This is a genomic window from Leclercia sp. TB492, from assembly GCF_049974505.2.
GTDB classification, from domain to species: domain Bacteria; phylum Pseudomonadota; class Gammaproteobacteria; order Enterobacterales; family Enterobacteriaceae; genus Enterobacter; species Enterobacter adecarboxylatus_C.
The window spans coordinates 2,744,063-2,769,478 of sequence record NZ_CM127572.1; the positions used below are offsets into that span (position 1 = coordinate 2,744,063).

The 25,416-nt window shown below is 57.5% G+C and carries 26 protein-coding genes and 1 pseudogene; 9 read left to right on the top strand and 18 right to left on the bottom strand.

All coding sequences use genetic code 11. The features are described from left to right. Positions 1-74 precede the first annotated feature (74 nt). Both ACP4QI_RS12955 and ACP4QI_RS12960 read right to left on the bottom strand, forming a co-directional pair. Positions 75-2,132 carry a beta-galactosidase gene (locus tag ACP4QI_RS12955; RefSeq protein ID WP_426495351.1) on the bottom strand — a complete coding sequence of 686 codons (2,058 nt, stop codon included), beginning with the start codon at positions 2,130-2,132 and terminating at the stop codon, positions 75-77. 11 nt (positions 2,133-2,143) lie between these two features. Next, complete coding sequence (locus tag ACP4QI_RS12960; RefSeq protein ID WP_285129486.1) at positions 2,144-3,376, bottom strand: oligosaccharide MFS transporter; 1,233 nt, start codon at positions 3,374-3,376, stop codon at positions 2,144-2,146. Positions 3,377-3,718: 342 nt separating this feature from the next. Here ACP4QI_RS12960 and ACP4QI_RS12965 point away from each other — a divergent pair. Further along, positions 3,719-4,708: pseudogene (locus tag ACP4QI_RS12965) on the top strand (LacI family DNA-binding transcriptional regulator); the annotation flags it as partial. Positions 4,709-4,766: 58 nt separating this feature from the next. On the opposite strand, the gene ftrA reads toward ACP4QI_RS12965, so the two are convergent. Further along, positions 4,767-5,729 (bottom strand): transcriptional regulator FtrA, encoded by a 963-nt coding sequence (gene ftrA, locus ACP4QI_RS12970; protein ID WP_426495350.1) that lies wholly within the window; start codon positions 5,727-5,729, stop codon positions 4,767-4,769. Between the two features lie 109 nt (positions 5,730-5,838). Between ftrA and ACP4QI_RS12975 the strand changes: the two genes are divergently transcribed. After that, a complete protein-coding gene (locus ACP4QI_RS12975; protein ID WP_142489871.1) occupies positions 5,839-6,234 on the top strand; it encodes a rhodanese-like domain-containing protein in 396 nt (131 codons plus the stop codon). Positions 6,235-6,279: 45 nt separating this feature from the next. Here ACP4QI_RS12975 and ACP4QI_RS12980 read toward each other — a convergent pair whose 3' ends face one another. Continuing rightward, positions 6,280-7,665 carry a purine-cytosine permease family protein gene (locus tag ACP4QI_RS12980; protein ID WP_426495390.1) on the bottom strand — a complete coding sequence of 462 codons (1,386 nt, stop codon included), beginning with the start codon at positions 7,663-7,665 and terminating at the stop codon, positions 6,280-6,282. 267 nt (positions 7,666-7,932) lie between these two features. On the opposite strand from ACP4QI_RS12980, the gene ACP4QI_RS12985 reads away from it, so the two are divergent. The 4 genes from ACP4QI_RS12985 to ACP4QI_RS13000 all read left to right on the top strand — a co-directional run bounded on the left by ACP4QI_RS12985 (position 7,933) and on the right by ACP4QI_RS13000 (position 11,971). Next, positions 7,933-8,505, top strand: coding sequence for a HutD/Ves family protein (locus ACP4QI_RS12985; protein WP_156263994.1), 573 nt, complete (start codon positions 7,933-7,935; stop codon positions 8,503-8,505). After that, positions 8,498-10,771, top strand: coding sequence for an FdhF/YdeP family oxidoreductase (locus ACP4QI_RS12990; protein WP_426495349.1), 2,274 nt, complete (start codon positions 8,498-8,500; stop codon positions 10,769-10,771). The genes ACP4QI_RS12985 and ACP4QI_RS12990 overlap by 8 nt, the downstream gene beginning before the upstream one ends. Before the next feature lie 106 nt (positions 10,772-10,877). After that, entirely contained in the window at positions 10,878-11,285 is a 408-nt protein-coding gene (locus ACP4QI_RS12995) for an MbcA/ParS/Xre antitoxin family protein (protein WP_156263996.1), read from the top strand. After that, a complete protein-coding gene (locus tag ACP4QI_RS13000; RefSeq protein ID WP_156263997.1) occupies positions 11,282-11,971 on the top strand; it encodes an RES family NAD+ phosphorylase in 690 nt (229 codons plus the stop codon). The genes ACP4QI_RS12995 and ACP4QI_RS13000 overlap by 4 nt, the downstream gene beginning before the upstream one ends. Positions 11,972-11,980: 9 nt before the next feature. Here the strand turns inward: ACP4QI_RS13000 and ACP4QI_RS13005 are convergent, their stop codons facing one another. The 4 genes from ACP4QI_RS13005 to ACP4QI_RS13020 all read right to left on the bottom strand — a co-directional run bounded on the left by ACP4QI_RS13005 (position 11,981) and on the right by ACP4QI_RS13020 (position 14,760). Continuing rightward, on the bottom strand, positions 11,981-12,382 hold the full coding sequence (locus ACP4QI_RS13005; protein WP_142489877.1) for a YybH family protein: 402 nt from the start codon (positions 12,380-12,382) through the stop codon (positions 11,981-11,983). Between the two features lie 108 nt (positions 12,383-12,490). Next, positions 12,491-12,814 carry an AzlD domain-containing protein gene (locus ACP4QI_RS13010; protein ID WP_142489878.1) on the bottom strand — a complete coding sequence of 108 codons (324 nt, stop codon included), beginning with the start codon at positions 12,812-12,814 and terminating at the stop codon, positions 12,491-12,493. A 1-nt stretch (position 12,815) separates the two neighbouring features. Then, on the bottom strand, positions 12,816-13,550 hold the full coding sequence (locus ACP4QI_RS13015; RefSeq protein WP_142489879.1) for an AzlC family ABC transporter permease: 735 nt from the start codon (positions 13,548-13,550) through the stop codon (positions 12,816-12,818). Between the two features lie 142 nt (positions 13,551-13,692). Then, positions 13,693-14,760, bottom strand: coding sequence for an FUSC family protein (locus ACP4QI_RS13020; RefSeq protein ID WP_426495348.1), 1,068 nt, complete (start codon positions 14,758-14,760; stop codon positions 13,693-13,695). Positions 14,761-15,121: 361 nt separating this feature from the next. Between ACP4QI_RS13020 and ACP4QI_RS13025 the strand changes: the two genes are divergently transcribed. From ACP4QI_RS13025 to ACP4QI_RS13035, 3 genes are all read left to right on the top strand, one after another. Further along, complete coding sequence (locus tag ACP4QI_RS13025) at positions 15,122-15,256, top strand: hypothetical protein (protein ID WP_426495347.1); 135 nt, start codon at positions 15,122-15,124, stop codon at positions 15,254-15,256. Positions 15,257-15,947: 691 nt separating this feature from the next. Continuing rightward, the gene (locus ACP4QI_RS13030; protein WP_262660797.1) at positions 15,948-16,466 is read left to right on the top strand and encodes a DUF2778 domain-containing protein; all 519 of its coding nucleotides are present in this window, start codon (positions 15,948-15,950) and stop codon (positions 16,464-16,466) included. A gap of 248 nt (positions 16,467-16,714) precedes the next feature. Then, the gene (locus ACP4QI_RS13035; RefSeq protein ID WP_426495346.1) at positions 16,715-17,206 is read left to right on the top strand and encodes an Hcp family type VI secretion system effector; all 492 of its coding nucleotides are present in this window, start codon (positions 16,715-16,717) and stop codon (positions 17,204-17,206) included. 160 nt (positions 17,207-17,366) lie between these two features. Here ACP4QI_RS13035 and catA read toward each other — a convergent pair whose 3' ends face one another. The 10 genes from catA to ACP4QI_RS13085 are packed head-to-tail and all read right to left on the bottom strand — an operon-like array spanning position 17,367 to position 25,410. Beyond that, the gene (catA, locus tag ACP4QI_RS13040; protein ID WP_285111297.1) at positions 17,367-18,293 is read right to left on the bottom strand and encodes a catechol 1,2-dioxygenase; all 927 of its coding nucleotides are present in this window, start codon (positions 18,291-18,293) and stop codon (positions 17,367-17,369) included. Positions 18,294-18,338: 45 nt separating this feature from the next. Then, positions 18,339-18,626 (bottom strand): muconolactone Delta-isomerase, encoded by a 288-nt coding sequence (gene catC / locus ACP4QI_RS13045; RefSeq protein WP_231312129.1) that lies wholly within the window; start codon positions 18,624-18,626, stop codon positions 18,339-18,341. Positions 18,627-18,638: 12 nt separating this feature from the next. Next, on the bottom strand, positions 18,639-19,754 hold the full coding sequence (locus ACP4QI_RS13050) for a muconate cycloisomerase family protein (RefSeq protein WP_426495345.1): 1,116 nt from the start codon (positions 19,752-19,754) through the stop codon (positions 18,639-18,641). Continuing rightward, positions 19,738-20,517 carry a 3-oxoadipate enol-lactonase gene (gene pcaD / locus ACP4QI_RS13055; RefSeq protein WP_426495344.1) on the bottom strand — a complete coding sequence of 260 codons (780 nt, stop codon included), beginning with the start codon at positions 20,515-20,517 and terminating at the stop codon, positions 19,738-19,740. The genes ACP4QI_RS13050 and pcaD overlap by 17 nt, the downstream gene beginning before the upstream one ends. Then, positions 20,518-21,180, bottom strand: coding sequence for a 3-oxoacid CoA-transferase subunit B (locus ACP4QI_RS13060; protein WP_426495343.1), 663 nt, complete (start codon positions 21,178-21,180; stop codon positions 20,518-20,520). Between the two features lie 9 nt (positions 21,181-21,189). Continuing rightward, positions 21,190-21,876 (bottom strand): 3-oxoacid CoA-transferase subunit A, encoded by a 687-nt coding sequence (locus ACP4QI_RS13065; RefSeq protein ID WP_426495342.1) that lies wholly within the window; start codon positions 21,874-21,876, stop codon positions 21,190-21,192. Continuing rightward, positions 21,873-23,198, bottom strand: coding sequence for an MFS transporter (locus tag ACP4QI_RS13070; protein ID WP_426495341.1), 1,326 nt, complete (start codon positions 23,196-23,198; stop codon positions 21,873-21,875). The genes ACP4QI_RS13065 and ACP4QI_RS13070 overlap by 4 nt, the downstream gene beginning before the upstream one ends. A gap of 24 nt (positions 23,199-23,222) precedes the next feature. Next, on the bottom strand, positions 23,223-23,717 hold the full coding sequence (locus ACP4QI_RS13075) for a flavin reductase (protein ID WP_142489892.1): 495 nt from the start codon (positions 23,715-23,717) through the stop codon (positions 23,223-23,225). A 10-nt stretch (positions 23,718-23,727) separates the two neighbouring features. Next, a complete protein-coding gene (locus ACP4QI_RS13080; RefSeq protein WP_426495340.1) occupies positions 23,728-24,660 on the bottom strand; it encodes a PDR/VanB family oxidoreductase in 933 nt (310 codons plus the stop codon). A gap of 9 nt (positions 24,661-24,669) precedes the next feature. Next, complete coding sequence (locus tag ACP4QI_RS13085) at positions 24,670-25,410, bottom strand: SDR family NAD(P)-dependent oxidoreductase (RefSeq protein ID WP_285129358.1); 741 nt, start codon at positions 25,408-25,410, stop codon at positions 24,670-24,672. Positions 25,411-25,416: the final 6 nt, after the last annotated feature.

Sequence of the window (25,416 nt, forward strand, 5' to 3'; positions counted from 1 at the left end):
AATACTTCCTGGGTCAACAACAGATCCAAACCCTGGGCGTGGATCTGTTGTGATAACGTAGGCAAATCAGATTATTAATTTCCCGCTAAAAACACCTCAACGCCGAACGCTGGCAGCGGGTAGTGGTACCCGTTAAGCACGTCGCCATTCAGTAACGGTTTCAGCGCCCGGCTTTCTTCCGTCAGATCCAGCGTAACGGCCTGGTCACCATAGTTCTGCACGAAAATGTAGGTCCTCTCCCCGCTTTGTCTTGCCGTGGCGACCACCCCCTCCGGCAGCTGCATCGCCGTGCTGGCGGTCACGCCATGTTGATACGCAATCATCTGGTAAAAATCCTGCAGGAAATCGCTTCCGGTTCTTGCCGCCAGATAATACGCCTGCCCTTTGCCCCAGGCATTACGGGTTACCGCGGGCCTTCCGGCGTAGAAATCATCCTGATAAACACCAAGTACCTCTGCCGTTTCCGCGTGAATAAGATCGCAGAGTTCCCGACATTCGTACCCATGCTCCGGACTGCTCCACCCTGATGACGTCATGCTGATATGATTGGTTTCGCTATCGTACAGAGCGTCAATCTCTTCCGACCAGATACCCAATACGTCGCGCAACGGTCCCGGGAAACCGGTTGTGAAGCACAGGTCATCCGGATTGACGATCCCCGTCCAGTAGGTCGCAATAAAAATGCCTCCTGCCGCGACAAACTGATTAACGCGTGTGGCAAAGGCTTCATCCACCATATAGAGCATCGGGGCGATGATGACCCGGTAGGCGCTGAGATCTGACTGCTGAGACACGATATCCACCGGGATACTCTGCTGCCAAAGCGCCTGATAATGCTTCTGCACTGTCTCTTCAAACTTAATGCCACAGTTGCGAGGCCCGGCAGCGTCGTTTACTGCCCAGCGATTATCCCAGTCATAGACTATCGCCACTTCAGCCTGGTAATCCGCTCCCGCCGCAGGTGCCAGTTTTTCCAGGGCTGCACCGACCTGCTTTACGTCCTGCCCGACGCGGGTATTGAGATGACCGACGTGATCTACCACTGCGCCGTGTAATTTTTCGACCGAACCGCGGCTTTTTCGCCACTGAAAATACTGCACCGAGTCAGACCCATGGGCCAACGCCTGCAGAGCCGAAAGCAGGTGCATTCCCGGCCGTTTCAGCTTGCTGACCGCCTGCCAGTTGGTGGTGCCGGGGGTGGACTCCATCAGCAGGAACGGCAGACCCGGTTTCAGGCTTCGCATCAGATCAAACGTAAAGGCCGTGTACGCGGCGACCTCCTGCTGCTGTCGGGGTTTGTGCCACTCCGGATAACTGTCCCAGGAGATAAAATCCACCTCCTGCGCCAGACGCCAGTAGTCGTAATCGCTGAATACGCCATGGAAGTTAGTGGTCGCGGGCAACGCAGGATTAAAGGCTTTCACCGCCTGTATTTCATGGCGGCAAAAGAGCGCGACCTGCTCGCTCACAAAACGTCGCCAGTCGAGATTCAGCCCATGAACGGACTGTTCACCCAGCGGCCCCGGCGAATGGATCTGGCTCCAGCTTGAATATTCGTGACTCCAGAATGCACTCCACCAGCGCTCATTCAGGTTCTTTAAGGTCTGGTACTTCTGCTTCAGCCAGTCGCGGAAGGCCTGCTGGCAAATATCACAGTGGCACTCGCCGCCATACTCATTAGAGATATGCCAGGCCAGAACTGCCGGGTGGTTCGCATAGCGTCTGGCAAGCTGCTGATTAATATTCCCTGTCAGCCGTAAATATTCCGGGGAAGAAACACAATGATTATGCCGCTCTCCATGCAGGTTCCTGGTCTGGTCTTTATTGGTCCGCAATACCTCCGGATATTTTTCTGATACCCATGCCGGCCTTGCCCCACTCGGAGTTGCCAGAAAAACAAAAATCCCGTTGGCATACAGTCTGTCCAGAACCGCATCCAGCCACTCAAACTGGTATTCACCTTCGGCGGGCTCCAGTGTAGACCAGCTGAATATCCCCACCGACATCACGTTGCATTTCGTCTCTTTCATCAGGGCAATATCTTTCTCAAGAATATCGGGCTGACTGAGCCACTGGTCAGGATTATAATCCGCACCGTGTAAGAAATTGAGTTGCGTAAATAACTTGCTCATAACCACCTCCCTTATGCTAAAGATTCTCTCTCTTGAGAAAGAGCAATAACTTTGTCTTTTTTGTTCCTCAGAGAGAACACCGAGAACAGCGTAAAGAGTCCTGAAATAACGCCAAGAATGATATAGGTATTGGCAAACCCAATGGTGTCATATAAATGGCCGACCACCGGGGAGTAGATCGTCGTGGCGATGGACGCCGCAAACAGCACCAGTAAATAGATCGTGGATGATAATTTATGGTCAAAATTCTGCGCAATAAACTTAAAGACAGAGATCAGGATTAAAGGTTTTTCTATGGCGTGCATCATCTTCACCGCAGCGATCCATACCGGACCCAGCGGAACCGCAGAGCCCAGAATACGCACCGACATAATGGTTCCGGCAATCACCAGCGCCCACTTCGCGCCGACACGGTTAACAAACCACGGCATCAGCCCAAGGAATAAGGTCTCGCCGCACACCTGAATCGACGCCAGGGTGCCGTACCATTTATTCCCTTCGTCAACGCTTGGGAACTGTAAAGAGAAGTACTGTGCGAACTGTTGATCGTAGGTGTCATAGATTTGCGTGACGAACAACGTAAAAATAATCAGCATCCAGAACTGCTTGTCTTTCATCAATTCAAAAACATGCCCCGCTTTTAATGACGAGGTCATTTTTTCTTCTTCCAGCGTGACCGTGATTTTCGTCAGCATAAAGCACACAGCCGCTAACACGATGGCAATGCTGGCCAGCCAAAATGAGAGATTTGGATTATCGTTAATATTACGCCCGACAATATACGCCGCAGCTGCCCATCCCAAAGAGCCCCACATTCTCACCCGTCCATATTCGAAAGAATAACGGCGCGATATTTTGTCGATATAGGAATCAATAACGCCACACCCGGAGTTAAAAATCACCCCCAGATAAATCCCGCCCAGAATCGCACCCAACCAGAAGGAGCTGACCAGCAAAGGCGCATAAATATAAATAAAGAAGGGTCCGACCGGCAGTAGCAGCGCAATAATTAAAAAGATGAGCGATTTTTTAGTGCCGAATTTATCAGAGATAAAACCGAAGAACGGCTGCATGGTTAGCGCAATAAAGGCATTTATGGCATACAACCACCCTGTTTTCGTCGCGCTGATCCCAAGATGTTGCGTCGTCCAGATAACAAAAAAGGCCATCGTCGAGGACCAGGCAAACAGATAGAGAAAATCGAAAATACTTAAAAGGATGTAGTTCCTTTTACCGGTAACCATATTTTTCTTCCTCATCAAGGAACAGGGTTGTTGCTTCGCTGAGCGTGCAGCGAATAGCGTTCTTTTGGGTCACGTTGGAACGGCTGGGCCAGGATAACTGTCCGCAGCCTGAAAATGTATGACGTTCACATCAATATGTTACATACAATACCTGACAAAAGTCGCAAACAACCCCCGCTGATGAAAACTGCAACCACCATCACAGAACACAATTTTTTAAGCGTAAAAAGGTGAGCAAGATCGCTAAATCCCAACATGTGAACGTATGACATTTTGATATAATGTTGCCTTCAGACTGCGGAGAAACGCGTATTTTTAGCCACGTGAAACAAAGGATCGAGGGTGAATAAAAACAGAAATGCGACGCTGGAAGATGTTGCTCGCCAGGCGGGCGTCTCCTACCAGACCGTCTCCCGGGTGCTCAATAAATCTGTGAATGTCGCCGAGAAAACGCGGATTCGCGTTGAGCAGGCGATTGAGGATCTGCGCTACGTTCCTAACCGTCTGGCGCAACAGCTGGTCGGGAAACGCACCCAGGCGCTGGGATTAATCACCACCTCCCTGGCGCTACACGCGCCGTCGCAAATCGCCGCATCGGTGAAAAAACATGCCCGTGAAGCGGGGTACCAGGTATTGATATCCATGATTGATGAGCGCGACGCCACGGCGATCCAGCAGTCGATCAACGACTTTAAATCCCAGTTTATCGAAAAAATCCTGATTAACGTCCCGCTGGAGACGCCCCTCGCCCGGGAGCTGGCGGAACACAACGCCGATGTGACCTGCCTGTTTCTCGACGTCGCCCCGGACAGCGACGTGTTTCACGTTATCTTCGACCCGGCTAACGGTACCCAGGAGAGCGTTAAGCGCTTATGTGACCAGGGGCATAACGACATCGCGCTGATGCCGGGTCCGCAGAATTCTGTTGCGGCAAAATTGCGCCTGGAAAACTGGTTAAGCAGCCTGGCCGCATTTGGCAAAATGCCCGCGGCGATCATCTATGGTACCTGGGATGCCCAAAGCGGTCACGACGGTGTACAACAGCTTATCGACAATAAGATAGAGTTTAGCGCCCTGTTAGTGGGTAACGACCAGATGGCGCTGGGCGCATTGAGCGCATTGAACAAAGCCGGCATCGCGGTACCCCGCCAGGTTTCCATTATTGGCTATGATGACAGTTATGAAAGCGCCTTCTTCATCCCTTCCCTTACCACGGTGCGCCTCGATTTAGACGCGCAGGGAAAGGAGGCGGTAGCCAGAGTGCTCGCAGCAGCACCGGAAAGCGCTCCCGACAGTTGCATTCTGCCTGCGGAATTTATTTTGCGTGATTCGATTGCGGTAAATTAAAAGGGATAACAAAGCCGCGCAAGCGGCTGTCCTCCTGAATGAATCACCGCGCTGGCTCCGCAAACCCTCTCCGGTACGCCGCAGGCGTGGTCGACAGCTGATTGCGGAAGTGATGGCGCATGGTCGCTACGCTGCCAAATCCCACCTGTTCAGCAATCCGCTCTATCGACAGCTGGGTGTTCTCCAGTAGATCCTGGCTACGAGTCAGGCGGGCATGAAGCAACCACTGGGCAGGCGTTTTGCCGGTGGTCGCCGCAAAACGGCGCAGAAAGGTACGGGGACTCATGCCGACAAATTTCGCCAGCGAATCGACGCTGTGCGGAGCGGCAAGGTTTTCAAGCAGGTAATCAAAGAGCGCGCCAAGCCGGTGGCCCTCATAGGCGACCGGTACCGCCTGCTGGATAAACTGCGCCTGGCCGCCATCACGATGCGGCGACACCACCAGCCGACGCGCCACCTGGTTAGCCGCCACGCTGCCATAATCCCGGCGCACCAGATGCAGACACAGGTCGATACCCGCGGCGCTGCCGGCGGAGGTCAGCACATCACCGCTGTCGATATACAGTACGTCAGGGGTCACCTGAATGGCGGGATAACGCTGCTGCAGCAGGTCGGTGTAACGCCAGTGGGTGGTGGCCTGACGATTATCGAGCAACCCTGCGGCGGCCAGCACAAAGACGCCAGAACAAATAGATAAAATTCTCGCCCCACGCTGATGGGCGGCGACGAGCTGCTCACACAGCGCGGCGGGTACCGGGACATCGGCGCCCCGCCAGCCAGGAATGATAATGGTCCCGGCCTCCGCCAGCAGCTCCAGCCCGCCGTCGACCACCAGCCGGATGCCGCCCGTAGCGCGCAGCTCCCCCGGCTCGACACTCGCCACCGCAAAGCGATACCAGTGATCCCCCATTTCAGGGCGGGCAAGGCCAAAAATTTCCACAGCGATGCCGAATTCAAACGTACACAAGCCGTCATAGGCCAGCGCAACCACCAGAGGATTTTTCATCACCGCACTCAGGGTATTTTTGTCATGATCTCGATGGTATATGGCATTTCTGCCAGCTGTCAAAACCGCGCTGCCGCCGTAGAGTAAAGTCTCAATTCTGGAGGAAATTATGAGCTATGTGACTGATTACCCTGCCGCGGCGGCAGAAAACGCGGTGAACCATTTTTTACAGCGACTGAGCGTGGAGACAGATTGTGCCGATGTCTGGAGTGCCTTCAAAGAGGGGGATACCGATTTTGTGTTGCTGCACGTGGTGGGCAGCCCGGAGATCTTTGCCCGACGCCATATTCCGGGCGCCCTGCATCTGCCCCATCGGGAGATCACCGCCCAGCGGATGGCGGAATGGCCAGCGGATACCCTGTTTGTGGTCTACTGCGCCGGGCCGCACTGCAACGGTGCCGATCGCGCGGCGCTGAAGCTGGCGCAGCTGGGTCGCCCGGTGAAAATTATGATTGGTGGCATGACCGGGTGGGCCGACGAAGGTTTTGCTTTTAACGACCGGTAAAACAACAGCGACCCCGTATCATCTATGGGGTCGCTGGCACTCCCCTTACCTGCCCGTCGCCGGATAGATGGTCTGCTCCGGCAGCACCCGGCGATCAAAACGTCTGAACGCATAGTACAGCGCCGCCGTACAGAACCAGCCGATGATCCACGACACGTCATTGTCGGCGAAGATCCACGTCAGGGAGCCGTGATAGAGCGGGTTTTCAATGAACGGCAGCTGGATCAGGACACCAACGGTATACACGCTAATCCCAAACATATTCCAGTATCCGTAGCGTTCACGCGGATCGAACAGCGCCGGAATATCCACCGCTTTACGGGAAATAATAAAGTAGTCGGTCAGGCTGATGGCGCTCCACGGCACGAAGAACGCCAGCAGGAACAGCAGGAAATGGGTGAAGTGTTTCAGGAATGCCGGTTCGCTGAGCAGTGCAATCACGCAGGAGATAGCCACCATCAGCACCACAAAGATCACCCGGCTTCTCTGGCTCAGCGTGGTCTGGTTGCGAAAACCCGACACGATGGTGGTCAACGACATAAAGCTGCCGTAGGCGTTCAGGGTGGTGAAGGTGATTTTGCCGAAGCAGATCGCAAAATAGATCACCATCGCCATCGCCTCGCTTTTGCCCAGCCCGACAATGTAGCTCACTTCATGCCCCTTGAAAGCGCTGCCGGCAATCGCTGCGGTGATCACCCCGAGGGTCATCGAGGCCTGGGTGCCCAGCACCGTGCCGCTGAAGACGGAGAAGAAGGTTTTCACCCCGGAGACGTCTCGCGGCAGATAGCGCGAGTAGTCCGACACGTAGGGGCAAAAGGCGATCTGCCAGGATGAAGAGAGCGACACCGCCAGCAGGAACATCGGCATCGAGAAGTGGTTGTTCTGCGCAATCGCCCCCAGATCGCTGGACATCAGCAGGGCGATAAACAGGTACACAAACGCCAGTACGCCCACCACGCTCGCCACCTTGCCGAGCTTGTGGATCACGCGATAGCCCAGCACCGCGATCACGATAATGATCGCGCTGAACAGGATCATCCCCGCCACGTTCGATACCGACAGCAGTTTCGCCATCGCCTGTCCGGCCAGCACCGTTCCGCTGGCGGAGAAGCCAACGTACATCACGCATACCAGCACCAGCGGGATCACCGCCCCCAACACGCCAAACTGAGCGCGGCTGATGATCATCTGCGGCAGGCCCAGACGTGGCCCCTGCAGGGCGTGGAATGACATCACCGTCGCCCCGAGCACCTGCCCCACCAGCAGACCAATGATGGACCACACCACATCGCCGCCCAGCACCACCGCCAGCGCGCCGGTCACAATGGCCGTGATCTGCAGGTTGCCGCCAAACCACAGCGTGAACTGACTGAAGGGGTGACCATGACGTTCATTATCCGGGATGTAATCGATGGAGCGCGTTTCCGACAACCGCGTCCCGTTTTTCTTTGACTGCGTTTCTGAAGACGAAAAAGACGACATAGCTTCCTCTCTGAATGGATAATGAATGACCGCCAGACACCCTGCCTGCGTCAGGGCAACGCCACATGACAGATCATGTATATACAACCATTGACATCTGCCGACACGAATCTGATGATGGATTTGTGAACTGAACTGTGAATAATTTGTAATTATTTTGAAAATTATCTGTAGCACATATGAATCATTAACCACCACAATCAGGGTCAGACGGACATGATTACCCCCTTTACGCTTGCTTCCCTGCCGGTCACCCCGTGGAAAAACGGGGCGGGCGAAACCCGGGAAATCGTCAGTATTCCCTCGGCGGATGCCCCCTTTCTGTGGCGAGCCAGCATCGCTACGCTCGGCCAGGATGGACCTTTCTCCCTCTTCCCCGGTGTCGACCGGGTGATTATGCTGCTCGGCGGTTCCGGGCTGTGGCTGCGCGGCGACGACCTGCTGCACCGCCTTGAGCCCGGCGTGCCCTGGGCCTTTCCTGGCGAGTGGCCGCTTGCCAGCGAGGGTGTCACCGGGCCGGGCCTGGATTTTAACGTCATGACCCAGCGCAGCCGGGCCCGCGCGCAGGTGACGATCGCAAGCCACGCCCTGCGACCCGGGGCGGAGGGCATCGCATATGTGCTGAACGGTCACTGGCAGTTAGCCGGAAATCATTGTTCGCCTGCCAGCGGGATCTGGTGGCAGGGGGAGACGCCGGGCGAGCTTGTGCCACACTCAGAGGAGGCGTCGCTGCTGCTGGCGGAGATCCGCCGTCATGATGAGAGAACAGACAGGAGTGCAGATGAGTAACAACAGACGAGCGGTTCCCGGGATCCGCCATTACGCCGGGCCGGCGGGCGGCTGGGGAGCCTTAAAAGCCACGGCCATTGCCGTGCGCACGCAGATGGATGCCTTTGACGCCCCTGCGACCCTGCTGCGCACCAACCAGCCCGACGGCTTTGATTGCCCTGGCTGCGCCTGGCCCGACAAAGAGCACAAGTCCACCTTTCAGTTTTGCGAGAACGGCGCCAAGGCGGTGACCTGGGAAGCGACCACGAAGCGCGTTACTCCTGAATTTTTCGCGGCGCACACCGTCAGCACCCTGTGGGCGAAAAGCGATTTTGAGCTGGAGGGCTATGGCCGTCTGACCCATCCCATGAAGTACGCTCCGCAGAGCGACACCTTTCGCCCGGTAGAGTGGGACGAGGCCTTTACCCGTATCGGGGAGGTGCTGCGCAGCCTGGCGCCGAATCAGGTGGAGTTTTACACCTCCGGGCGCGCCTCGAACGAAGCCGCGTTCCTGTATCAGCTGTTTGCCCGCGAACTGGGCACCAATAACTTCCCCGACTGCTCCAACATGTGCCATCAGGCCACCAGCGTCGGTCTGCCCCGCTCCATCGGCATTGGTAAAGGCACCGTCTCGCTGGAGGATTTTGACCACACCGAGCTGGTGATCTCCATCGGCCATAACCCGGGCACTAACCACCCGCGGATGATGGGTACCCTGCACGAGCTTGCCCGCCGTGGCGTGCCGATTATCGTCTTTAACCCGCTGCGCGAAACCGCCCTTGAGCGCTTCGCCGATCCGCAAAGCGTCCGCGAGATGGCGACGTACAGCGCCACCGATATCGCCTCAACCTACTATCAGGTGAAAGCCGGGGGTGACGCCGCCGCGTTAAAGGGGATCTCCAAACACTTGCTGGTGCTGGACGCGCTGGATCGCGACTTTATCGCCACCCAGACCCAGGGGTTCGCGGAGTTTGCCGCCGACATCGCCGCCACTACCTGGGAGGCCATCGAACGCGAGTCCGGGCTCAGCCGCGCCGATCTGGAGAACGTGGCGCAGATCTACGCCAAATCCCACGCCACCATCATCACCTACGGCATGGGGATCACCCAGCACAACAAGGGCACCGCCAACGTGCGCCTGATTGCCGACCTGCTGTTGCTGCGCGGCAATATCGGCAAGCCCGGAGCAGGTATTTGCCCGCTGCGCGGCCACTCCAACGTGCAGGGTAACCGCACGGTGGGGATCACCGAAAAACCGACCACCGCCTTCCTCAACCGGCTGGGCGAGGTGTTTGGCTTTACGCCGCCGGCCGCCCAAGGCCACGACGCGGTGCAGGCCGCCCAGGCGATGATCGACGGCGAGGCCAAAGCGCTGCTCTGCCTCGGGGGCAATTTTGCCGTAGCGATGCCCGATCATGACAAGGCTTTCCCGGCGTTAAAAAGCCTCGATCTCAGCGTGCATGTTGCCACCAAGCTGAACCGCACCCACCTGCTTGTCGGCAAAGAGACGTATCTGCTGCCCTGCCTCGGGCGCACCGAGCTGGACATACAGCGCAGCGGCCAGCAGTCGATCACCGTGGAAGATTCCATGTCGATGGAGCATGCCTCCAGCGGGAAGCTGAAACCGGCCTCGCCGTGGCTGCGCTCGGAGCCGGCCATTGTCGCCGGGATAGCCCACGCCACCCTGACGAACAGTAAAACCGACTGGCTGGCGCTGGTGGCCGATTACGATCGCATCCGCGACCGGATCGAACAGACTCTTCCCGGCTTTGAGAACTTCAATGAACGGATCCGTATTCCCGGCGGATTCCGCATGCCGCTGCCGCCTACCGAGCGCGTCTGGCCTACCGCCAGCGGCAAGGCGATGTTCTCCCTGTTTGACGGCGTAACGGAGAACAGCCCGGGGGAAGGTGAAAACGTGCTGCGCCTGGTCACCCTGCGCAGTCACGACCAGTACAACACCACCATCTACGCCCTGGACGATCGCTATCGTGGGGTGTTTGGTCGCCGCGACGTGTTGTTTATGAATGAAGAGGATATGCAGCAGCTGGGGCTGGAGCATGGCGACCGGGTGGATATCACCACCGCCCTGCCCGACAGTCGGCAGCGCCTCGACGACATCACCCTGGTGGCCTACAGCATTGCGCCGGGCACGGTGGCTGCCTACTACCCGGAGGCTAACGTGCTGGTTCCGCTCAATTATCTTGATAAGGAGAGCGGCACGCCATCGTATAAATCGGTGCCGGTACGTATCACCCTGCGTTCAAAAGAGATGAGGACGCTATAGCGCGCCATGCGCATTAATCAGGCAAAGGTGTCTTCGCGTAGACAGATTGTCTTATTTGGTTCATGCTAAGACTATATCAGTCACGCTGAGCTGAGGGAGCGATCACATGACGAAGCACCTGAACCTTAACTCTGAAGCCCGCGGCGATCGCGATCTCATCGCCATCAGAGCTGCAATGAACATTCTGGATAAATGGGGCTGCACGACAGAGCAACAGCAGAACATTCTGCAACTCTCCAGAGCGGCGCTCTACAAATACCGCCAGAAAGAGACGAAGACGGCCTCGCTGACTCACGATCAGTTAACCCGGATCAGCTACCTGCTGAATATGCACTCGGCGCTGCGGATCGTGTTCAGCAACCCCGAGAACGTCTACGGGTTTATGTCCATGGCAAATCACAATGCTTACTTCAATGGGGCAACGCCATTGTCCCTGATTGAGGGGGGGGAGTTCGGCAACCTGCATGAAGTCGCCAAGCGGGTTGATGTTCTGCGCGGAGGCCTGTCCGGATGATCCATCCTGAGATCCCCAGAACGGCACAAACTCCCATCAAAGGCTACCGCCTGCTCCATACCAAGTACCCTGCCATTTACGTGTTCGAGGACGTTGCCACCCCGGAAGAGTTTGACGTTCTCTATGACATCCAGAAATTAACCAATCCACGCCTGTCGCAGGAAGTGGGAAATCTGGCGCTACTGCCTCGCGAGGAGTGGGTGCTGGGGATCCGCGGCGCACATTATGCAATGGCGGCCTTCACCCATATCAACCCCGACGGCAGCCGCTTCTCGAATGGCGATTTTGGCGTCTACTATCTCGGGAACAGCCAGGAAACGGCGCTGGCCGAAGTGGTCTATCATTGCCAGCGCTACTGGCAGAACGTGCCTGAACTGAAGTTCGAAAGGTTCGAGTATCGTTGTCTGGAGACGGAGCTGAGCGGCTCGTCCTTTGCCGATATCTCCGGCCTGCCGGATACGCACCCCTGGTACCATCCAACGGACTACCGCGCACCGCAACAGCTGGGCGCAAGCCTGCGCGTCGCGGGTGAGACCGGCATAACATACCGCTCGGTTCGCCACCGGGAAGGTATTTGCTGGGCACTGCTAACCCCGAAACCTATCACCAGCATTATTCAGACCTCCCTGCACCAAATCATCTGGGACAAAGGCATGGTCAGCGTCGGGCTGGTGACGCCTACGTAAGAGCAATATTCAGGCATTATCACCATCTAAAAGCGAAGTGCCGTAAGAGTTGTCGATAGTGCAGAGCCAACGGTCATTTTCCAGGCGGAAGACATAGGTTGCCCGACGCGTTATCTCAGCGGTTCCACCCAGTTCATCCGGATAAAAAAGCTGGGTTTCCATGATCACCAGCGCATCTCCGCCGCCTTCGATGATCTGCATTTCGCCCTGTTTGACGATGAGCCGATCCTGAAAATAGTCCGAGATAGAGATAAACGCGCTGCGGATATTGTTTTTGCCCTTAACGATCGTACCGGGCTTAACCACCAGCACGGCGTCTTCAGCGTAATACTCCATCAACGAATCGAAATCTTTGGCTGTGATCGCCCTGTCACAGGCCTTAATGATCTGGCGAAGCGGATGTTCGTTCATGTGCTTTTCTCCTGGTGAGTGGCTGCCTGTATTCACTCTATCATCAGACGGCGCAATGTGTAGGCCGGGCAAGCGAAGCGCCCCCGGCATGCCTTTACTATTCAAAGATTAATGCGCCAATAAATACCCCGCCGCGCAAAACGCCACTACCCCGGCAATGACCGTGGCAAATAACCCGCGGGTCAGAATGCCCACCAGCGTGGCAAAACCCGCCGCCAGCAGCGAAATGCTGATCCCGGAATCGGTCATCGCAGGCTTGCTCAACAGTTCAGCGGCGACCAGGGCGGCCATGATGGCGGTGGGGATAAAGCTCAGCCACTGTAATAGCACATCCGGCAGACGGAAGCGGGACAGCAATAACACCGGCACGGTACGCATCAGGGCGGTGACCAGCGCCGAGGCGAGAATGGTCAGCAGAATATGTCGTTCCATCTTATTTTCCTTTCCGGGTGCGTAACAGCAGCGTCGCCAGGGTCGCGGCAAGGGAGGCGGCCACAATCACCACCAGACTGAGCGAGCCATTCCCGGCAGTTAACAGCGTAATGACCACCGCGACAGCGATATTGATGGTTTCGAGTACCTTTCTGCGGCTGGCGAACCACATCATCAGGATCAGGCCGATAAACATCGACACCAGGCTAAAGCCCAGCCCCTCCATCAGCGATGCAGGCAGCGTGGTCGCCAGCCAGGCACCGGTCACGCAGGCGATGATCCAGTTCAGCCAGGCAGTCACGTTCAGGCCCAGCATCCAGGCATAGCTGATGTTGCCCTGTGGGCTGGCGCGCTGAACCGCCACGCCAAAGGTTTCGTCCGTCAGCAGCAGCCCGCTGACCACTTTTTGCAGCGTGGTGTAGTCGCGAAAAAAGACGCTCATGGAGGAGCTCATCAGCAGGTAGCGCAGGTTCACCAGCAGCACGCTCAGCACCACGGATGCCATTTCGGCTCCCGCCGCCCACAGAGAGTAAAACAGAAACTGCGCCGACCCGGCGTAGAGGGCACTGGCCAGCAGGGCAATTTGTCCGGTGGTAAAACCCGAGAGCGTGCCGATCGCCCCGGCGGCAAAGCCAATGCTCCAGTAGCCCGCAATGGTCGGGATACAGGCGGCAATACCGGCCCGAAATTCGCCCGTCGCGGACGCGGGGTGCCCGGTATTTATCTTCGTTAACATTATTGCTTCCCTTGTATTGCTTAGTGCGATAACTATCTTAAGAATCAACACCAAAAGCCAGAGTAAAAATGAGATCTGGTTTGTAGGCCGGGCAAGCGAAGCGCCCCCGGCATTGCTCCACCCCGCCACGATGCGCACTATTTCAGACACTCAGTTTTAACGCGCGAAACACCGCCATCACCATGCCAATGATAATAATGGCGATCAGGATGCTGACAGAGCGCATGACCGCCTGAATCGGCTCGGTCAGCCACAACGACTCCTGGATATAAACGATGATCCAGGCCACGGTAAACTGCCGACCAAAATAACTGATGGACGGCTTTCCCTGTTGCAGGTGACACCCCAGCCATAACCCCGCGACCAGCGTGGCGATATAAACCGGGGGATAATGGTGCATGACGGGTAAAAGGATCAAACTCAGTAATGTAGCGGCCATGCAGCCGTATAAACGTTGCTGCATTCGCTGGCTGACCTGCTGCTGTACGGGCTGAGTCGAGGCCGGAAGAATAAAGACCGCCAGCACGGAAACCATCGCCTGCCAGAATCCCGTCAGCTGGAAAACAAGCAGTATCGGCGTCACCAGTAACAAGGTGATCCCGGCCTGCAGGGGCAACAGCGGTCGGCGGGGCGGCTCAGGGTGACTATTTTGCTGCGGCGTTGCAACCTGTCTGCAACGGTTCAACGGGTAAAAGAGTACAGCAATCGCAATACAGACTGCACAACCCAGCACCACCTCTTCGATGCGGTTAAACGTAAAACGTAGCAGATGGCGCAACTCACTGTTCTTCTGCGCTTCCGCCATCACCATCATGGATGTGACCGCCCCCAGTACCCAGGAGTATGACCAGCGGGAGACGTCCGCCCGCCATACCGCCAAGCCCCCGACAATTGCGCAGAACAGGACCAGAAACGCCGCGTCCTGGATGAGATAGGTGCTAAGCAGGAGTGCCAGCACACCGCCAAGTACCGTCCCCGTCACCCGGTTGAAAGCCCGGACCGTCGAGGCCTTGACTGACGTATTCATGACCGCGTAGCTACTGAGTGCTGCCCAGCCAGGGTAATCAAAACCCGCCAGATCGGACAACAGCACCGACACCAGCACGGCAGCGATAACCTGAATCGCGAATATCTCTTTCAGCGTTACTGCGACCAGACGATTTAGCCACTGTTTGAGTTGAGCGGTCGGTGAATGAAAGCTGATGTTCACGATCTTCTCCCTCTTTTTATTTGGCTAAAAGGGAGTGTAGTTAGCCGCGCAGGGCAAGCAAATCACCCGGTATGACCTTTCTGGAAGGCGCCTCGCAAAGCCTTAAGCAACCTTATGTAATTCGGGGTGAACTCTTTTTTTCAGAGGTTCGGCGTCATAGAGTGACGGCGTTGCGGCACATCCGCAATCGGGCCCAGGAACCCGTACTTTCACGCCACGGCAATATTTTTGTCGCGACAGCGCTCATCCCTTTAAAATCACGGTGGCGCTGGCGGAGCAGCCGCAAGGCTGGCCGTTTTCTTTGTGGGCGGTATTCCTACCTCCGTCAGCGCTACCACTTCGCTGCGCCGCGCTGATGAGCATGTTGCTTGAAACTGACGATAGCGAAACATGTACTGCGCTCTGTGAACGTCTGCTGCATGGTCTCCCCCAGCTGCGGGAACTCTGTGATGCCGACCTGCCGCCGTACCTGGTCGCGCAATTAATCGTGGGGTGAGAAAGCCACCTCCTGCGTACCGGAGTGCTGGCAGGAAACGGCATTACAGGTGGACTATGCGCAGGCGTTAACGCAGGCGCTGCTGAACGTCAGGATAGATAACCCGGTCACAAAGACCGGGTTTGTGCTGGTTATAGGTGCCTTTCTCTCATCCTGGTGACAGTGAAAATCAATAGTGTTTTGATTATTACTGACGCAGTGAGAACGGATAAAATGAATAAATCATTCCACGCCTGCTCGGTAATAAATCCAAACCGTTCGCTGAAGCGCTTGAAAAAATACACTTCAGGCAAGAGCAGGTAAAATTCTCAAAAAATCACGAGAAATGACAGGAACTGAATAAGCCATAGCCCTGCTTGTTTCGCTGGCATCATCGTTAATACACTTTAATAGTGTCGTAATCGGAAATCGTTACTGTAGAAATTGCAAAGCACATTTAACGAGTGTCCATGTAATAAAAGCAAGCATATATAACACCCTTATCATTGACATTCCTGATAATGGTTTAATTTTGTATGTTACTCTTTAGAGTAATACGTAAAAATAACAACCTGAGGTTTCATTGACAATAGTATGAAAAAAGAGACTAATTCGGAAGCTAAAATTATCGGAATTTACTTTGCTTAATGTTATTTTATCACTAAACCTTTTGGAGGATACCTCGGACCAATGTAAGGAAACAAGGTGATTTATGGCATTACATGGAAAACTGCTTCTGAACGGAGCTGATTATGCGCCCTTCAATTTGTATGGTGTTGGCGTATTTATGGCGCACTCAGGGAAAGGCGTATATCGAAACAAAGGTGCTTGTGGGGCAATTCCAAATGACGGCCCATTGCCACCGGGTAAATACTGGATTGTTGAACGTGGCTCGGGTGGTGCTGGATCATGGATTAAAGCAAAATCTCAGGATCTGGTTAACAGGGCTTTTTACGGCGCAGAATTTGATCGTGATGAATGGTTTGCCCTTTATCGGGATGACTGGGGTATTGATGATGGCACATGGGTTAATGGCGTAAAGCGTGGATTATTCCGTCTTCATCCAGGGACGATTTCTGAAGGCTGCATTACAATAGCTCATAATTCTGATTATGCCCTTATCCGAAACGCATTATTAAATACTTCGCCTGTACAGGTTCCCTGTCAGCGTTCTCTCATGGCTCTGGGTTGGGTTGAGGTGATAAATACCTATGGCAATACTTGTCCGTAGAGCGTTAAAAATCGCATTTTACCTTTTTGTTTCGGTGTGTGTAGGCCGTACGCTGGGGAGTCCTGAAATATGGATGAATCATAGCGTCGCTCAATGGATTGGACACTTATTATATGGACCTGGAGAAATAGGCGCAGATAATTTCCATGACCTTTACTTTTTTATCACGATAATGACAGTTTTCCCGATAACAACCGTTATCTATATTTTGACAATGAAGTTAATCAAAAGAGTAAGGAGTTTGTAAAATGCCAATCCCTCCCTATTTATGGCTAAAGGACGACGGCGGTGCTGACATTAAAGGTTCTGTTGATGTTAAGGACCGTGAAGGAAGTATAGAGATAATCGGAATGAGTCACGGGATTAACCTGCCTGTAGATAGTGCTAATGGCAAAATCACAGGTACACGCCAACACTCTTCTGTGAGGTTAGAAAAAGAGGTTGATAGCGCTACGCCTTATCTCTACAAGGCCGCAGCGACTGGTCAAACCCTTAAAAGTGCCGAGCTTCGTTTCTACCATATCAACGACGCAGGACAAGAAGTCTGTTATTACACTGTATTAATGGAAAATGTGAAAGTAACAGGAGTCAATTGCGGTGTTCCAAACGTGAAACTCTCCGGTAACGATAAAATGAATCATATTGAGAGCATAAGCTTACAATACGAAAAAATCACCTGGCGCATTGTAGACGGAAACATCATGTTTACCGACGCATGGAATGAGCGCCCGACGGCGTAAACAAAGAGGGCGCATTGCGCCCTCTGTTTTTCGTATTATTTAGTGAAGAAAAATCGTCCGGCCTGATAGGTTGCCGTGCCAACTTTAGACATTTAAGCACCGTGGAGGTTGACCATTGTGCTGACCGCTATCCAGTCCCGGCCCTTACAACCCTAAACAATCACTCCTTAACCCGCGCCCGCTTCCCTCTCTGCTCTTCATTACTTTCAGCAGTTTCCACCAGCGTAAAACTAAAATTCACCTCCGTATGCTCCCCGTCAAGATCCCGCTGTTTAGCTACGGCACTGTCCGTAATCTTCACCGGATCCGCAATCAGCTCCGCCCTCGTCGCAAAGGCAAAGTCATCCCACAGATACTCATCCCCGTTCAGGTTGATCTGCGTGGTCAGGTGCTTATACCCCGGTGCCGACACAAAGAAGTGCACGTGCGCCGGGCGGTTACCGTGGCGGCCAATGGCTGTCAGCAGCTTCTGGGTCGGGCCATCCGGCGGACAGCCGTAGCCGCACGGCACGATGCTGCGCACCGCATAGCGGCCATCTTCACCGGTACGGATGCGGCGGCGCAGGTTATATTCGCTCTGGGACTGGTCGAAGAACGAGTAGCCGCCGAGGGTGTTGGCGTGCCAGATATCGACAATCGCGCCCGCCACCGGCTTACCCTGCAGATCGGTCACCTGGCCCTGCAGCCACATGGTTTCCGCCTGCTCCTTGCCGTCGTCCATGCGGGCAAAGCCATCGCTCAGCGGCGCATTCGCCACGTACAGCGGGCCTTCGATGGTGCGCGGGGTTCCCTGGTTCTCGCCGGATGCCGCTTCTTTCTCGTCGGCACGCATATCCAGGTAGTGCTCCAGGCCCAGGCCAGCCGCCAGCAGCGCCGCCTCCTGGCGACCGCCCAGCTCGTTGAGGTAGTTCACCGCCACCCAGAACTCTTCGTCGGTGACGTCGAACTGCTTAATGGTTTTGCACAGGTCGCTCAGCAGCTGGTGCATGATGTTTTTCAGACGATCGTTACCGCCGGTGGCGTTTAAGCCGCTGCTGATCGCCAGTAAGGATTCCAGTTCGGTTTGATGTGCAGGATTCACGGACATTGCATCTTCCTCTTTGTAGGGTTCAGTTTGTTGTTATGTCGACGACTACTGTTCGTTATGAATGGAGGACGGATGCATGCACAGAGGCTGCACGCTGATGTCCATCCAGGGGTAGAGCGGCAGCGCGGTCAGGATGTCGTGCAGCTCCTGGTTGTCCGCCACGTCAAAAATGCTGACGTTGGCGTACTGCCCGACCACGCGCCAGATGTGCGGCCATTTGCCCTCCCGCTGTAAGCGCTGGGAGTAGGCTTTCTCTTTCGCTTTGATCGCTTCAACCTCTGCCGAAGGCAGCGACGACGGGATGTTGACCGTCATTTCCACTTTAAAAAGCATCGCGTTTTCCTTTTATTGACGTGCGTAATGGCGCAGCTTGTCTTCATCGATTTCAACGCCTAACCCCGGCCCCTGCGGTAACGTCACCTCTCCCTGGCTGAATTCCAGCGGACGTACCACGATGTCTTCCTTCAACAGCAGTGGGCCGAACATCTCGGTGCCCCACCGCATCTTTACCGTCGACCAGGCGTGCAGCGAGGCCAGGGTGCCGAGCGTCCCTTCCAGCATGGTGCCGCCGTACAGCGCCACGCCCGCCGCCTGCGCCACGTGCGCCAGCTTCAGGGCCTGCGCCGGGCCGCCCGCTTTGGCGATCTTCAGGGCATACGCGCCGGTAAAGCCGCCGCTTGCAAGGGCGTAGCCGTCATGGCTGGTTGCCACCGCTTCGTCGGCGAGGATCGGTACCGCGAAACGCTGGCTGAGAGTGATAAGCCCCTGTCGATCCCAGAGCGGGATCGGCTGTTCCACCAGGTCGATCCCGCCGTCCTGCAGCCGGGTCATCCCTTTGATGGCGGTGGTCAGATCCCAGGCCTGGTTAACGTCGACCCGCACGCTCACCTCATCCCCCAGCGCGGCTTTGATCGCCAGGGCGTGTCGAATGTCCACATCCAGCCCGCGGGCGCCAATCTTCAGCTTGAAGGTGTTGTGCCGCCCTTCCGCCAGCAGGCGTTTACCCTCTTCAATGTCTTTTTGCGTGTCGCCGCTCGCCAGGGTCCACAGCACCGGCAGGCGTTGCGTCAATGCCCCGCCCAGCAGGGAGCTCACCGGCAGACCCAGCGCTTTACCCTGGGCATCGAGAAACGCGGTTTCGAGGGCGGATTTAGCGAAGGTGTTGCCCTTCACGCTGGCGTTCATCTTCTCCGCCAGGTCGGCCACGCCGTGGAACGACTGGCCGCAAAGGAGTGGGGCCAGATAGGTTTCAATGGCGGATTTGATCGCCTCCGGGCTTTCGGCGCCGTAGCTCAGGCCGCCGATGGTGGTGGCTTCGCCCCAGCCGGTGATGCCGTTCGCGCACTCCATGCGGACAATGGTCAGCGTCTGGCAGCCCATGGTCGCCATCGACAGCTGGTGCGGGCGAATGATCGGGATATCCACCAGCCAGCAGGCCAGGGATTCAATGGTGATGGTCATGTACATCTCCTGCGGTTAAAAAGGTCACGACGTGGTGGTTGAACCCGGATGGGCAGGCCACGTTCGACAGGTGTGAGGCGGGCAAGGCGACGCATTCGGTCTGCTTCGCCTGGGCCGCGAGCCACTCCGCGTCCTGCGGGGTAGTGACCGGATCTTCAGCACCGGCAATCACCAGCATCGGGCGCAGCATGGCGGCGACCTCATCGCGCAGATCCGCCGTTGCCAGCGCTTCGCAGCAGGCGGCATAGCCTTCGGTTGGGGTATTGGCGAGATCGTCGATCAGCAGCTGGACCATCCCGGGGTTCTGCTGGCGATACGCCGGAGTAAACCAGCGCTCCGCCGCGGTGCTGGCGACCGGGGCCATCCCCTGCTGGCGCACGGTGGCCGCACGCTGCAACCAGCCTCTGGACTCGCCGATTTTTGCCGCGGTATTGGCGACCACGATGCGCGGGAAGCGCGATGGAGCATGGCGGTTGAGCCACATCCCGGTCATCCCGCCAAGGGAGATGCCGCAGAAGAAGGCGCGCTCAATATCCAGATGATCCAGCAGGGCAATCACGTCCTGCCCCAGCGAATCGAGGGTGATGCCCCCTGCCGACGCTGGGGAGCGACCGTGCCCGTGCGTGTTGTAGCGCAGCACGCGAAAATGGCGGGTAAAGTCGGCCATCTGCCCCTGCCACATCTGCCAGGTGGTGCCCAGCGAGTTAGAGAGCACCAGCACCGGGGCCTCTTCCGGGCCATCGAGGCGATATTCCAGATCCATTTACGCCTCCTCGGTTTCGGCGTTGAGGGCAAAGGTCAGCGCCACCGGGGTGACGGACTGGAGATACTCCGCCGTCACGTCGCCAAACAGCTCGCGTACCAGGATGCCCTGCGCAGTGATATCCATCACCGCCATATCGGTGTAGATCCGGTCGATGCAGGCCATCCCGGTCAGCGGATAGGTGCAGACCTGGACGATTTTGCACTCGCCCTGACGGGTCAGATGCTCGGTCATCACATAGACGCGCTTCGCGCCAATCGCCAGATCCATCGCCCCGCCGACGGCGGGAATGGAGGACGGTTCGCCGGTGCTCCAGTTGGCCAGGTCGCCGCGCTCGGAGACCTGATAGGCCCCCAGCACGCAGATATCGAGGTGGCCGCCGCGCATCATCATGAAGGAGTCGCCGTGGTGGAAATAGCAGCCGCCCTGAAGCAGGGTCACCGGCTGTTTCCCGGCGTTAATCAGCTCCGGATCTTCTTCTCCCGGCGCAGGCGCAGGCCCCATGCCGAGAATGCCGTTTTCGCTGTGCAGGAAGATCTCGCGATCCGCCGGGAGGTAGTTGGCGATCCGGGTCGGCAGGCCAATGCCGAGGTTCACGTAGGCCCCTTCCGGGATGTCCCGCGCAATGCGCTCGGCCAGCTGTTGATGGGTCAGTTTATTCACGGGATCTCCTTATGCCGTCTGCGGCAGGCGAACGGGTGCGACCGTCACCACGCGTTGAACAAAAATCCCCGGCGTCACCACCGCTTCCGGGTCGAGTTCGCCGAGGGCGACCATCTCGCTCACCTGGGCAATGGTGCAGCTGGCTGCCGCAGCCATGATCGGCCCGAAGTTGCGCCCGGTTTTGTCATACACCAGGTTGCCCCAGCGGTCGGCCTTCAGGGCTTTGATCAGGGCGAAATCGGCTTTGAGCGGGTACTCGAGGACATAATCTTTGCCGTCGATGTGACGAGTCTCTTTGCCCGCCGCCAGCTCTGTGCCAAATCCGGTGGGGGTGAAAATTGCCCCCAGGCCGCTGCCGCCCGCCTGAATGCGTGCCGCAAGGTTACCCTGCGGCACCAGTTCCAGCGCCACGTCGCCCCGGCGGTAGAGGTCGTCAAACACCCAGGAGTCGGTCTGGCGCGGGAAGGAGCAGATCACCTTCTTCACGCAGCCGGCCTTCAGCAGCGCCGCCAGGCCATAATCGCCGTTCCCGGCGTTGTTGCTGATCAGGGTCAGATCCCGCGGCTGGCGGCGGATCAGGGCATCCAGCAGTTCGGCGGGCTGCCCGGCCGCGCCAAATCCGCCCACCATCACCACCGCGCCGTCGAAAATGTCCGCCACAGCGGCATCGGCGGCGGCAATCCGTTTATCAATCATTTGCTTACCTCGTTGTTTTTATTCGTGGACGGCAGACTGCGCAGGGCGAACCACGCCAGCAACGCATAGGCCATCAGCAGCAGGGAGACCGGCCAGGAGGCGTCAAAATGCATCAGCAGCGCCACCGCCAGCATCGGTCCCAGACCGCCGGAGAAGATCGAGCCCACCTCATGCCCCAGCGCCAGGCCGGAGTAGCGCACGCGCACCGGGAACAGGTCGCTCATGATGCAGGGCTGAGTGCCGATCATCGCCCCGTGGCAGAACGGCAGGCCGAGCAGCATCGCCACCATGATCCAGCCGTAGTCCCCGGTGGAGAGCAGCCAGAAGAACGGGAAGGCCATCACCAGCAGGCCGATGACGCCGATGTAGTAGACCGGCTTCAGGCCGATGCGATCCGAGAGCGCGCCCCAGAACAGGATCGAGAAGAACTCCACCAGCATCGCCAGGGTCACGGCGCTGATGATCTCCCCGGTGCCAATGCCGATGTGTTTGGCGTAGACCACCGAGAAGGTAAAGAAGATATAGGAGGCCCCGTTCTCCGGCAGACGCAGGGCGATGGCCTGGAGCAGCGCCTTCGGGTGCTCGCGGATCAGCACCATCAGCGGGATCTTCTCGTGCTTCGCCTCCGGTTTTGCCTGGCTGAAAGCCTTGCTCTCGCGGATGTTTTTGCGGATATAGACCCCGACCAGGAAAATCACGATGCTGAGCAGGAAAGGCACGCGCCAGCCCCAGCTCATCAGGTCGTCTTCCGGCAGCTTCTGCACCAGATAAAAGGCGAAGGCGGAGAGGACAAACCCGCCGGACACCCCCATCTGGCTCCAGGCAGTAAAGTAGCCGCGACGCGACGCCGGGGCGTTCTCGCTCAACATCAGCACCCCGCCGCCCCACTCGCCGCCGGACGCCACGCCCTGTAAAAAGCGCAGGGTGATGAGCGAAATTGGCGCCCAGATGCCAATCTGGGCATAGACCGGCAGCAGGCCGATCACAAAGGTGGTGGCTCCCATCAGGGTCAGGGTCATGATCAGCGTCATCTTGCGGCTGTAACGATCCCCGATATGGCCGAAAACGATCCCGCCCAGCGGACGGGCAAGGAAACCCACCGCAAAGCCGGAGAAGGCCAGCAGCGTGCCCTGCATCGGGTCGCCGCCGACCGGGAAGAACAGCGGCCCGAAGACCAGCGCCGCGGCGGTGCCGTAGAGGAAGAAGTCATACCATTCCAGGGCATTGCCCAGCACCGAAGCGATCACCAGCTTGCGCAGCTGTCCGGCATCCTGTGCGCCCGCAGCCGGGGCAGCAGTTGTTTGAGTCTCAACATGGCTCATCCGCGTTACCTTTTATTGTGGGTGTTACGCTTCCAGGTCATGCCCGACGGCATGGTAGCGACGGTTAAAGTAAACGAGGCCGCGCGGCGTTTCGCTGATGCGTATCGCCTGCACCTGGCAGTAGAAAACCGAGTGGCTGCCCACTTCATGGCAGGTGTCGATCAGGCAGTCGAAGCTGGCGACGGATGAGCTGAGCACCGGTGCGCCGCTGGCCAGCACCTGCCAGGAGTCATACGCAAAGCGCTGCTCGGATCGCAGGCTGGCGTTGGCGAACACCCCGGAGAGATCCTGATGGTCGCTGGAGAGCACGTTGACGCAGAGGGCCCCGTTCTGCCTGAAGGGCGCGTGGGCAAAGGAGTTGCGGTTCATGCAGACCAGCAGCGTCGGCGGCGAGTCCGTAACGCTGCACACGGCGGAGGCGGTAAAGCCAAACTTGCCCGCCGGGCCGTCGGTGGTGATCACCGAGACCGCACTTCCCAGCTGTGCCATCGCATTACGAAATTCGGTTTGCAGTGTCATAAGGGTTTCCTCACAGATCGATAACTAAACGGGCACTTTTCGCCCGGGAACAACACAACAAAAGCTGGTCGCCGTCGGCTTTCTCTTCGTCGGTCAGGTAGCTGTCGCGATGGTCCGGCTCGCCCTCCAGCACGTCGGTCAGGCAGCTGCCGCAGATCCCCTGTTTGCAGGAGACGCACACCTTCAGCCCGGCAAGCGCCAGCGCCTCGACGATGGTCTGGTTCTCCAGCACCTGCACGGTGATGCCGCTGGCTGCCGCGAAGACTTCGAATGCCGCGCCGCCGGTTTCGACTTCGGCGCTGAAACACTCCAGATGCACCTGTTCCGGGCAGTAACCCAGGGCCGCGGCCTGTTCAGTAACGGCATCCATCAGCCGCGTCGGGCCGCAGGTGTAGACGTGGGTATTGGCCGGAACGTCGGTCAGCACTGCCGCCAGGTTCAGCCGCCGGGTGTCGCTGAAGTGCAGCTGAACGCGGTCGGCCCAGGCCGCCTGCTCCAGCTGCGTTATAAAGGCCGCCCCGTCGCGCGTTCGGGCGCAGTAGTGCAGGCTGAAGGAGCGCCCGCTGGCGTGTAGCTCGGCGGCCATCGCCAGCATCGGGGTGATGCCAATCCCTCCGCCAATCAGCAGGCTGTGACTGGCTGACGCATCCAGCGCAAACAGGTTGCGCGGTTCGCTGACCGGGATCCGATCCCCCACGTTGAGGGCGTGGGCGGCAAGGGAGCCCCCCTGGGATTGGGTATCTTTCAGAATGCCGAGCTGGTAGTGCTGGCGATCCTCAGGGTCGCCGCACAGGGAGTACGGACGCACCAGGTCGTCTGCCAGATGCAGATCGATATGCGCCCCCGCGCTGAAGGCCGGGAGGTCGATACCCTCACCATGCGCCAGCGTCAGCAGGACCACCTCGCCCTGCAACTCCCGCCTGATAACCTGTAATGTCAGCATGTTGACTCCTTAACGCATAAACAGACCGCCGTTGATGTCCCAGGTCGCCCCGGTGACAAACGACGCCTGTTCGGATGCCAGCAAGGCCACGGCCTGGGCGACAAACTCTGCTTCCCCTAGCTGGCCCACCGGGATCGTTTGCAGCAGCCCGGGCATCTTCTCTTCCGGCACCAGGGCGTGAACCATGGGCAGATCCAGCGGGCCCGGGGCGATGGCATTGACCGTTACGCCGGATTTGCTCAGCTCGCGGGCAAAGATTTTGGTCAGGGTCAGAATGCCGCCCTTCGAGGCCGCGTAGTGGGCCCCGGAGGCAGTGCCGCCGTTCTGCCCGGCCAGCGAGGCCAGATTAATGATGCGACCGTAGCCGCGGGTGGCGAAGTAGCGCCCAAAGGTCTGACAGCCGACAAAGGTGCCGCGCAGGTTGGTGGCGATCACCCGGTCGAACTCCTCGACGTCAATCTCCATCACCGGGGTGGCGAGGGTCAGGGCAGCATTGTTGACCAGCACCTCCAGGCTGCCGAAGCGTTCAACGCTGGCCTCCAGCGCCTGCGTAAAATCCTGCGGCTGGCAGATATCCAGCCCCAGCGCCAGCACCCTGCCCTGACCGTCATCGAGCCGATCTGCGGCCTCCCGGGCGCGATCCACATCGACATCGGTCAGCACCACCTGATAACCCTGCTTCAGCAGATGAGCGGCAATGGCGTTGCCCAGACCGGCGGCGGCGCCGGTCACTAATACGGTTTGCGTCATGGACGG